This window comes from Microcoleus vaginatus PCC 9802 (assembly GCA_022701275.1).
In the GTDB taxonomy this organism is placed as follows: domain Bacteria; phylum Cyanobacteriota; class Cyanobacteriia; order Cyanobacteriales; family Microcoleaceae; genus Microcoleus; species Microcoleus vaginatus_A.
This window is the reverse complement of record CP031740.1, coordinates 1650041-1660110: the sequence shown is the minus strand read 5'-3', so window position 1 is coordinate 1660110 and position 10070 is coordinate 1650041. Positions and strand designations below refer to the sequence as shown.

8 protein-coding genes and 2 pseudogenes are annotated in these 10070 nt (G+C 45.8%); 5 read left to right on the top strand and 5 right to left on the bottom strand.

Annotation, left to right across the window (positions count from 1 at the left end):
• Nucleotides 1-166 precede the first annotated feature (166 nt).
• Nucleotides 167-1405 (top strand): PDZ domain-containing protein, encoded by a 1239-nt coding sequence (locus tag D0A34_06940; protein UNU18644.1) that lies wholly within the window; start codon nucleotides 167-169, stop codon nucleotides 1403-1405.
• Nucleotides 1406-1634: 229 nt separating this feature from the next.
• Here D0A34_06940 and D0A34_06935 read toward each other — a convergent pair whose 3' ends face one another.
• The 3 genes and pseudogenes from D0A34_06935 to D0A34_06925 all read right to left on the bottom strand — a co-directional run bounded on the left by D0A34_06935 (nucleotide 1635) and on the right by D0A34_06925 (nucleotide 3398).
• Nucleotides 1635-2051, bottom strand: a complete 417-nt coding sequence (locus D0A34_06935) for a hypothetical protein (GenBank protein ID UNU18643.1) — start codon at nucleotides 2049-2051, stop codon at nucleotides 1635-1637.
• Nucleotides 2052-2250: 199 nt separating this feature from the next.
• A pseudogene (locus D0A34_06930) lies at nucleotides 2251-2415 on the bottom strand (transposase).
• Between the two features lie 887 nt (nucleotides 2416-3302).
• Nucleotides 3303-3398, bottom strand: a complete 96-nt coding sequence (locus tag D0A34_06925) for a photosystem I reaction center subunit XII (GenBank protein ID UNU18642.1) — start codon at nucleotides 3396-3398, stop codon at nucleotides 3303-3305.
• A 425-nt stretch (nucleotides 3399-3823) separates the two neighbouring features.
• On the opposite strand from D0A34_06925, the gene D0A34_06920 reads away from it, so the two are divergent.
• Nucleotides 3824-4594, top strand: coding sequence for a DUF475 domain-containing protein (locus tag D0A34_06920; GenBank protein UNU18641.1), 771 nt, complete (start codon nucleotides 3824-3826; stop codon nucleotides 4592-4594).
• Between the two features lie 139 nt (nucleotides 4595-4733).
• Nucleotides 4734-4898 (top strand): annotated as a pseudogene (locus tag D0A34_06915) (Uma2 family endonuclease).
• 192 nt (nucleotides 4899-5090) lie between these two features.
• Here the strand turns inward: D0A34_06915 and D0A34_06910 are convergent.
• Nucleotides 5091-6179 (bottom strand): ABC transporter ATP-binding protein, encoded by a 1089-nt coding sequence (locus D0A34_06910; protein ID UNU18640.1) that lies wholly within the window; start codon nucleotides 6177-6179, stop codon nucleotides 5091-5093.
• Nucleotides 6180-6305: 126 nt separating this feature from the next.
• Between D0A34_06910 and D0A34_06905 the strand changes: the two genes are divergently transcribed.
• Both D0A34_06905 and D0A34_06900 read left to right on the top strand, forming a co-directional pair.
• A complete protein-coding gene (locus tag D0A34_06905; protein ID UNU18639.1) occupies nucleotides 6306-8027 on the top strand; it encodes an iron ABC transporter permease in 1722 nt (573 codons plus the stop codon).
• 29 nt (nucleotides 8028-8056) lie between these two features.
• Nucleotides 8057-8578, top strand: a complete 522-nt coding sequence (locus tag D0A34_06900; protein UNU18638.1) for a pentapeptide repeat-containing protein — start codon at nucleotides 8057-8059, stop codon at nucleotides 8576-8578.
• A 65-nt stretch (nucleotides 8579-8643) separates the two neighbouring features.
• Here the strand turns inward: D0A34_06900 and D0A34_06895 are convergent, their stop codons facing one another.
• Nucleotides 8644-9753: an iron ABC transporter substrate-binding protein gene (locus tag D0A34_06895; protein ID UNU18637.1), complete on the bottom strand. Its 1110-nt coding sequence runs from the start codon at nucleotides 9751-9753 to the stop codon at nucleotides 8644-8646.
• Nucleotides 9754-10070: the final 317 nt, after the last annotated feature.

Genomic DNA, 10070 nt, shown 5'->3' with positions numbered 1-10070 from the left:
GACGATCGCGTAATATCATCGACGACCGATCGCTTATATTTATTTACAAGTGCCAGCGAGAGGCTCGCGATCGTTCAAAAGGCGAGTTAAATCTGCAACAGCTTTCCCAGCTTACAAACGTAAAATACATAAAATGTAATACTTACTGGTATTTTACAGAACAATCATGCACAGACGAGTTTTCCAGATTGCTATTTTACTTTTCCTCCAGGTCGCCCTCGTTCTAGGCGGGTGGGTCGGGCCTGCGGCGGCCCTAACTCCAGAACAGCAGCTTTTGAGCGAAGCTTGGCGAATTGTTAATCGCTCTTATGTGGATGACAAATTCAACAATCACAATTGGTGGTCGATTCGCGAAAAAGCTGTCAAGCAACCGCTCAACGACAGACAGCAGACTTACACGGCGATTCAGGGGATGCTGGCGAATCTAGACGACCCCTTCACTCGACTGCTGAAACCCGAACAGTACCGCAGCTTGCAGGTTAACACTTCGGGAGAATTGACGGGAGTGGGGCTGCAAATTGCGATCGACCCCCAGACAAATACCCTGACAGTCGTCGCTCCTTTGGCCGGCTCACCGGCGGATAAAGCTGGCATCCAACCCCTCGATCGCATTCTGAAAATTAATGGCACTCCCACCTCAGAATTGAGCCTAGACGAAGCAGCAACTCGAATGCGCGGCCGCATCGGCACGGCCGTTACCTTGACCTTGGGGCGCGAGGGAAGGGAGGCTGCTGAGGAAGTTGAGCTAGTACGCGATCGCATTGCTCTGAATCCGGTTTACGCCCAATTGCAGTCGGGGTCGGAGAATTTGCCGCTGGGCTACATTCGCTTGAGTCAATTCAGTGCTAACGCTACTGAGGAAGTCGCTCGCGCGATCGACCGCTTGGAAAAACAAGGAGCCGCCGCCTACATTCTCGACCTACGGAACAACCCGGGGGGACTGTTGCAAGCTGGAATTGAAATTGCCCGCCTGTGGCTCGATTCCGGGACGATCGTCTACACGGTGAACCGACAAGGCATTCTCGGCAGTTTTGAAGCCTCTGGACAAGCCCTCACAAACGATCCGCTGATTGTTTTGGTGAACAAGGGAACTGCCAGTGCTAGCGAAATTTTGGCGGGTGCGCTGCAAGATAACGGCAGAGCTCAACTGGTAGGAGAAAATACTTTTGGCAAAGGACTGATTCAGTCGCTGTTTGATTTGTCTGACGGTTCCGGGTTGGCTGTGACTGTTGCTAAGTACGAGACACCGAACCATAAAGATATTAACAAGCTGGGGATTTCGCCCGATCGTGTAGTGCCTTTGGAACCTATTACGCGCGATCAAATTGGCACCGCAGCAGACTTACAATATCAAGCTGCACTGCAACTACTGAAAGAAACAACCGTGCTGGCAAAGTCAGTATAAGCCGGAGTTTGAAGTTTTGAGCTTGCTGCAGGGCGTCTGTCGATACAGAGGTCTGAATCTGTCTCGGCGTTTTGCTGCCAAGGACAGACAAGAATGATCCTAAAAACTCTTTAACTCAAAAGTTATATCACGTCCGACTGATTCCTCTGTCATTGTTCGCTGTATGAAGCAATGACATACAAGAATGATGCTATCGGACGTGATATCAAAACCCAAAACTGCTGTTCCCTTAAGGTTGGGGGGTTGATTCTTCGGCTTCGGGTGCCTCGGCTTCCTGCAAAATTACCGGACGCTGCTGCGGGTCAGTTCGGTTGCTTTGCTCTTGCATCACAGTTTTAGCAAGGCTGGGGTCAAAGTAGCGGTTAAAGTCCGATCGCGACTGATTTACTCGCCCTTGGGTAAGATTGACTTCAGCTTGGATTTCGTGCAATTTTTCTTGCACCGCCCGGTAGTGAGGCCAAAGCTGAACCAAAGCAGAAGTGGCACAGACTGAAAGTACAATGTTGACTGCGAATTTGACTCCTGTTTCAGCCGCGAGGGTTTGGTGAGGGTAGGAACGCTGGCGGCTGCTGCTGCGACGAGGAGTAACTCGAGGGGAGTTTTTTACAGGACGCAGTGGAGTAACGGTGGGTTGAATCGCTTGCATAATTTTTTTCAAATACCTGAAACTGAGGTTTTAGAACTCTAAAGAGCAAATTCTGAGCTTAACGCACACCCGCCCCGGTTTGTCAGGGTGCTGACAGCCCCAATTTTTGAAAGTGAGTAAACTACCCACCGCTAAACGCGGTTAGCCGTTAGCGCAGGCTTTCAACAGCTCTCAAGCTAAAGAATAGCTTGTTGCCTTAAGGTTGGTTTACAGACGACCCGAATAATTTAATCATCTTCGCACCATTCAAATCAGCATCGCCCGGCCAGCCACAATGTCGGCATTTAAAACTTTTCCCGCTCAGATAGGATTCACCCCTAGCCGGATGGATGTGCAGACATTTATGGCAGGTTAGACTCGTGTAGCGGGAATTGATAGCGAACTTCAAGCCTAGCACCTATAGCTTTGTACTCAAGGAATTGGGATCGCACGTCTGCTGATTTGGCTTACACTTCAACCTGATTGCGGGCATCTATAACTACGAACTCAACCTTTTAGCATGACTTTTCCAAGAGGTTCATACCATATATTTGATCGCCGAAGAACGAGTGGGAAGCCCCAAGCTACGGACATGGGGAGGAACGCGGTTGCGGTTTCAACCGCCGTCAATATGCTAGAACTAATCGGCCAGTAAGAATAACCAGGCGTAGCATTGAAGTGTTTAGGCAGCAACCCCTCTGATTGCATCTCGGATCGGCATGACATAAGCCGGGGTACACAAGCAATGGTGGACACGCAGCTTACCCATAGGGGCCTTGTGATAGACTCCGAAAGCAAAACAAGATAAAAGTAAGCGCAATTGCAATACGAATCTTACTGGTAGTGGTTTTGGATCGTGTAGAGATGATTTGTCACCACCTGTAAGGCTTAATTATGGTCTTATGAATTTCCTCCTATGCGAGGCATGGGGAGTTGTCAAATATGACATTAATCGTCCCAATCCAAGACTTAATTACTCAGTCGTCGCCCACCCGTGGCCTGTTCTCACTCAGCTCAAAATAGACGAGCGGGGTGGGACTCCTCCTTCGTCCCCATTCCTCTATTAGCAACAAGCTTGCGCTGTGGCGGGGGCATTCTGGGGGTGCTCTTGTGACGCCTGATGACGGAATTTCCCAATAAAAATGCCTGCCCTTGCAGGCTCGTCTGGCGGACCACAGACAATTTACTCCAGTGAGGCAGCAATTGTCTGTAATGCGAGAGAGTTAACTACTTGGGCAGGCGATCGAGCGGTTCGCGGCTGGTGCCTGGAAACTACTTGTACAGTTCAGTTGCGAGCCGGAAAGCCATGATTCCGGGAATCAAAGCAATTACGAGCGCTACGTAGACTTGGGTATCTGTTAAAGACATATTGGGAAAACTCCTTTTCGCGGGCACGAGCTTTCACCAATTTCAGACAAATTGGCGCTTTTGGGAATCATTTGTTACAACTTGAAATAAATTTGGTGCGTCCCGGGAGGAGTGTCCGAGTGTCCGAGTGGGGGAGTGGGGGAGTCGGAGATGGGGAGAGTGTCCGAGTGTCCGAGTGGGAGAAATCCTGCTTTTTCCCTCTTCTTTGTACCCTCTTACCTCCACATCCATCCCTTATCTCCGTTACATCCGAACCAAGCGAAGCAAGCGAATGCGTTGCCCAACTTTCTTCGTTCCGACGATCGCAGTAGTGCAGAATTACCGCATTAGGTTAAGATTTAAGTGAAGGTGACACTAATTTGAGACAGAGCGGGTAATTTGCGCTGCGCTCGACCCTTGCCAATCTTAGGTGCACAAAATAGTTAATGATAGATCAATTTCTCGACGCTTCGCCCAATGTTGGACTTGACGGCTTTTTATTATTGTTGGTTTTGGTGGCTTTGGAGGCTGTACTTTCGGCTGACAACGCGATCGCCCTGGCGTCTATTTCTAAAGGTTTGGAAGATGCCAAGGCTCAGCAAAAAGCTCTCAACTTGGGTTTGATAATTGCTTTTGTACTGCGTATCTTACTAATTTTAACGGCTACTTGGGTGATCCAATACTGGCAGTTTGAACTGCTTGGTGCTCTCTACCTGCTGTGGCTTGTTTTCCAACATTTTACTTCAGATACAGACTCCGAAGGAGAACATCACGGGCCGAGATTTGCCTCTGTGTGGCAAGCAATTCCCATGATTGCTTTTACGGATTTAGCGTTTTCCTTGGATAGCGTTACTACTGCGATCGCTGTTTCTGACAACACTTTTATCGTCGTAAGCGGCGCTACTATTGGAATTATTGCCCTGCGATTCATGGCCGGGTTGTTCATCCGCTGGCTGGATGAATACGTTCACCTAGAAAGTGCTGGTTACATCACAGTTGGGTTCGTGGGAATGCGATTGTTGGTGAAAGTAATTAATCCGGATTTAGTGCCTCCGCAATGGCTGCTAGTTTCCAGTATCGTCTTGATGTTTGTGTGGGGATTTTCTAAGCGCACTCCCGAGCCAGCCGAGATTGCAAAATCTCTAGAAATTTCTCTCAATCAGCCGGATTCAGAAGTGGCACTGCCGGAATCGCAAGGACAGAAGTCCGAAATTTAACATACTTTCATCTGAATAAAAGTAGCTTAAATCTGTAAAACCAACAAGATTGAAGGCAGGTTAAAACGTGCAAAAGCCTTTCATCCCGGTGACTTTAGTCCGGGGATGAAAGGCTTTTATTTTGTAATATCGTTTCCTTCACTACCCGAGCAAACTTATAGGAGTACAATTGGGCCTGTGGGAAGGCATTTATCAAAATCAGACTCAGCAATGGTTAGACTGGTGGGATAGCGAGGGGAATTGTTTGCTGAGGGGGTTGGCGGCATATTGGCGATCGCAGGCGATCGATCCGGATCAGATTTGATCTTTAGTGGTGGCTGTATTTTTCTAGGATAGTGGAAGAGGACGAGTGATCGGAAGGAGTTGCAGGCGATCGGGTTTCACCTGTCGGGAAAAAATGTAACCTTCCTGTTGAGTGGCTGCAAATAACCTTTTCTACATAGGGCAACGGTTTTAGATTCTTTTTCGGAGAGGTCTATTAGCAATTAGTCATTAGCTATGGTCTAGGCTTACCGACAAAGAAAGCTAAGGGAGAATTATCACCACAAGATAACCGAACTTTAGAACCAATGGGAAAAACATTTCCTGTGGTTGTGAGTGCATATATTTTTTCTCCAGAAGGAGTCTTTAAACAATAACGATTTTCTCTGCCTAAAAATTGGCGATCGCAAACCACAACAGCCGAATCTTCATCTAAGAATAAACTTAAATCTTCCTGCCGGATCATCAATTCTCCTTCAGTAGAAACATCACAAGGAACTTTTACAACTGAATCTTTTTTAATAGCAAAACAACCTACTTCTGTTTCCCAAAAATCCTGCTTCAGCGATGCAGAAACAAAATTAGCTTGCGTCACAAACTCAGCCACAAATCGAGATGCTGGTTCTCGGTAAACTTCCTCTGGAGTGCCAAACTGTTCTAATTGGCCTTGACGCATCACCGCTACCCAATCTGAAATCGAAAGTGCTTCTTCGCGATCGTGCGTGACAAATACACCAGAGGTTCCCGTTGCTTTGAGAATCTCGCGGACTTCCTGGCGCAATCTTAACCGTACTTGTACATCTAAATTACTCAACGGTTCATCTAGTAAAATAACCGCAGGTCTAGGGGCTAAAGCACGGGCCAGCGCCACTCGCTGTTGCTGACCCCCGGATAATTCATGGGGATAACGGTTTTCCAATCCTTCTAATCCCACCAGCGCTAATGCTTCGGTGACACCTTTCTGAATATTATGCTTTGACTCTTTTCCTTGATGCGTCAAGCCAAAAGCTACATTTTTCGCGACTGTCAAATGGGGGAATAGTGCATAGTCTTGAAACACCATACCAATGTCTCGCTGTTCCGGCGGAACTGACATATTAACACTGGCTACAGTTTTTCCTGCTAGAGCGATCGTCCCTGCTTGTAGCTGTTCAAAACCAGCAATTAACCGCAGCAACGTTGTTTTCCCACAACCCGATGGCCCCAACAACCCCAGTATATCTCCTTGATGTAATGTCAGGGTGACAGATGCCACCGCAGGTGATGCTGCTTGAGAATACTGTTTTGTTACTCCATCCAAATGCAGAATTATAGGTCGAGCCATTATTGCTATAAATAATCAACAACTTACTATTCTACAATAAACCAGTTTAGTGATATTAATTGTCATAAAGACTTGACAAATGTTTACACATACTGATAAAGTAGCAAGCTAGACAATTTACTAGCGATGAAAAATTCCAAACAATCACTACAGCAAACAGGAATCAGGACAATCCAATGGCTCTCGACCTTACGCGGTCTATCGGCTAGTGGCTGGACACTTGCTGTTATCGCTTTAGCATTGCCGATCGCCATACCAGTTCTCAGTGTCTTATCCAGTATCTTTTTTGAAGCTAAAGATACATGGCAACATTTAACCGATACAGTTTTAACCCGTTATATCGTCAACTCTTTATTGTTAACGATCGGTGTCGGCTGTGGTGTTGTCGTGATTGGCGTAGGATGTGCGTGGCTAGTAACAATGTGTCGCTTTCGGGCCAGTCGCGTATTTGAATGGGCATTACTGTTACCCTTAGCTGCCCCAGCTTATGTGCTAGCTTATACTTATACAGACTTTTTAGAATTTTCCGGCCCAGTTCAAACTGCTTTGCGTTATATTTTTGGCTGGAGTTATGGAGACTATTGGTTTCCTAACGTGCGATCGCTCCCTGGAGCAATATTAATGCTAATCTTAGTTTTATATCCCTACGTCTACCTATTAACAAGAGTTGCATTTTTGGAGCAATCCACTTGTACCCTAGAAGCTAGTAGAATACTTGGCTGTAGTCCTTGGCAGAGTTTTATTACAGTTGCCTTACCAATGGCAAGACCCGCAATTGTTGCAGGTTTAGCACTGGCTTTGATGGAAACTCTCAACGATTATGGCACTGTTCAGTATTTTGGAGTTGATACTTTTACCACAGGTATTTATCGGACTTGGTTTGGCATGGGAGAACGAATTGCAGCAAATCAATTAGCTGCCCTGCTATTATTATTTGTTTTAGGTTTAATTTTAGTAGAACGCTGGTCGCGCAGTCGGACTAAATATTATCAAGCTAGCAGTCGCTATCGCCAACTGCAAACTTATCAACTTAAAGGAATCCGGGAAATTTTAGCGGTAATGGCTTGTTTGATTCCGCTATTTTTGGGTTTTTTATTGCCAGCAGGTCTTTTATTCAAATTGACATTAGCGAATTGGCAAGTAACCTTAGATGAACGCTTTTGGATCTTTGCCCGTCATAGTTTAATTTTGGCCACCCTGACAGCCATTTTAGCGGTAATTATTGCCTTGATTATGGCTTATGGTTTACGGTTATATCCTAATGTAGGAGTGCAGTTAGGAACGAGAGTTGCGGCAATGGGCTATGCTGTACCTGGTTCTGTGATAGCAGTGGGGATTATGGTTCCCATTGGAAAATTTGACAATCTATTGGATAGTTGGATGCGTGAAAACTTGGGGATTTCAACAGGTTTGTTGTTAAGCGGTACGATCGCAGCTTTGGTATTTGCCTATATAGTTCGCTTCCTAGCTGTTTCTTTAAATGCGGTGGAGTCAAGTTTGAGCAAAATCAAGCCTAATTTAGATGATGCGGCGAGAAGTTTGGGTTATAGTCCGATGCAAACTTTGGTTACAGTTCATACACCAATGATGACCGGAGGTTTACTAACTGCCATGATGTTAGTATTCGTTGATGTGATGAAAGAGTTACCGGCTACTATAATTATTAGACCTTTTAACTTTGATACTTTGGCGGTGCGAACTTATCAACTTGCCTCAGATGAACGATTGGCTGAAGCTTCTGGCCCAGCATTGGCAATTGTTTTAGTGGGAATGTTACCGGTAATTTTATTAAGTTGGAAAATTGCGCGATCGCGCAAGTCTTCAACAGAGTTAACGGTTAACAGTTAAAGGTTAAAATTATCCCTTTACAAATCAAGATGATTAATAAAAAATTAGCAATGTTTACCCGCACGACTGGGACAATCTCTTTCTTACTACTTACTATTTTTGTCACGTTTGGATGCCAAAAACAGGAGGCCAGTCCCCTCGAAACATTACAAAAAACTAAGCAATGTCCAGCATGCGATCTGAGTGCCGCTAAGTTAAGCAACCTTGATTTAACAAGCGCTAATCTCAATGGTGCTAAGTTGGAAGGTGCTGTGCTAGAAAAGGTCAAACTTAATGAAGCCTTACTCGATAGCGTCAATCTCAAAGGTGCAAATTTAAAAGCTGCTTCTCTGGAAAAAGCAGGTTTATTTGGGGCCGATCTCACAAATGCTGATTTGAGTAATGCAAATCTCAAGGGGGCTTTTTTGCGAGGCGCAAAACTGAATAATGCCAATCTTAGTAACGCCGATTTAAGTGAAACTGACTTAAATAGTGCTGATTTGACAGGGGCAAACCTGAAAGGGGCAAACCTGAAAGGGGCAATAATGCCGGATGGTACAATTAAAAATTAAAGTTGGTTGGATTCGGCGGTTTCAACCGCCGAATCACAAAGAGTAGCTTCTTGTTCAAAAAGCTTCTATTTCCATCCGGCGCGATCGGAAATCTTTAAAGCTTCGGCGTTATTTTTCCCAAACACATCAGGGTTAAGAGGGTCAGATTTGAATGTACCAAAACTGGCAACTGCAGGATCGATCGCCACACCTGACATCACAGGATATTCGTAATTACTCCTAGCAAAAATTTGTTGAGATTCCTTAGTGGCTAGGTGTTCCAAGAATTTGATCGCCGCTGCTTTGTTACGGGAGGTTTTGACTACACCGGCACCACTAATATTGACGTGGGTACCGCGATCGCGCTGGTTGGGGAAAAATACACCTACTTTCGCCGCCACCGCCTGTTCTGCTGGATCTTTCGATTTCATTAAGCGAGCTACATAATAGGTATTAACAATGGCAATATCGCCTACCCCATCAGCAACCGCCTTGATTTGCGCTGTATCATTCCCCTCTGGAGGACGCGCAAAATTAGCCACCAATCCTCGCGCCCAAGCTTCTGTTTTTTGCTCTCCATGAACCGCTAACATAGCTCCAACCAGAGACTGATTATAGATATTAGTGGACGATCGCACTAAAACTTTGCCTTTCCACCGAGGTTCTGTCAGCGCCTCATAGGTTGACAACTGGGCAGGGTTCACCTTGCTTTTGTTATAAACAATCACCCGTGCCCGACGCGATAGACCAAACCAGAAACCTTGAGGATCTCGCAAACTTGCTGGAATTGCCGATGTCAGCACTTGTGAAGACACAGGTTGTAGGATACCTGCTTGTTTCGCCCGCCACAAACGCCCACCATCAACGGTGAGGTAAACATCAGCGGGGCTATTTGCACCTTCATTTTTGATCCGTTCAATTAGTTGGTCAGCCTCCGCTTCAACGAGGTTAACCTTGATGCCAGTTTTTTTCGTGAAGCTTTGGTACAACTGATTATCAGTGTCGTAGTGACGTGCTGAATAAAGGTTGACGGTGCCCGTTTGGGCTAGGACTGGGGCTTTTTTGCTGAGTTCCCCCACTGCGACGACAGCCATTGCTGTACCGCTGGCAAGAAAAATACGCCGAGAAATGCTCATTGTTCTATAATAATAGATTTTTTCATCTGGTAATTGACACGATGGTGTATCTACAGCCATCTATAGTCATTGCTTTACTATATTAATGCAAGTAATTCTTATTTGATGATCGAGAGCGTAACTATTTTAGGGGTGACGCACCCGTGGTCAGAAATCCGGTCTCGACTTCGCTCAACCGGCAATTTTTTTTACAAAAAGACTTTATTGGAGCCCGCAGATTAGGTAAAAAACTTGGCGTTGCTCAATTTGAGGATGATTATTGTAGGGTGTCCCGCCTGCTGTGAAAATACACGCCTTCGGGCTTATGGGCCCATCCACAAAAAAAATCAAAATCATGTCGCTATTATGCAACGCCCAAAAATTTGCTTATGAAGGTC

Coding starts and splice junctions, on each gene's coding strand:
- D0A34_06940 (UNU18644.1), top strand. CDS start 167: ATGCACAGACGAGTTTTCCAGATTGCTATTTTACTTTTCCTCCAGGTC.
- D0A34_06935 (UNU18643.1), bottom strand. CDS start 2,051: ATGCAAGCGATTCAACCCACCGTTACTCCACTGCGTCCTGTAAAAAAC.
- D0A34_06925 (UNU18642.1), bottom strand. CDS start 3,398: ATGTCTTTAACAGATACCCAAGTCTACGTAGCGCTCGTAATTGCTTTG.
- D0A34_06920 (UNU18641.1), top strand. CDS start 3,824: ATGATAGATCAATTTCTCGACGCTTCGCCCAATGTTGGACTTGACGGC.
- D0A34_06910 (UNU18640.1), bottom strand. CDS start 6,179: ATGGCTCGACCTATAATTCTGCATTTGGATGGAGTAACAAAACAGTAT.
- D0A34_06905 (UNU18639.1), top strand. CDS start 6,306: ATGAAAAATTCCAAACAATCACTACAGCAAACAGGAATCAGGACAATC.
- D0A34_06900 (UNU18638.1), top strand. CDS start 8,057: ATGATTAATAAAAAATTAGCAATGTTTACCCGCACGACTGGGACAATC.
- D0A34_06895 (UNU18637.1), bottom strand. CDS start 9,753: ATGGCTGTAGATACACCATCGTGTCAATTACCAGATGAAAAAATCTAT.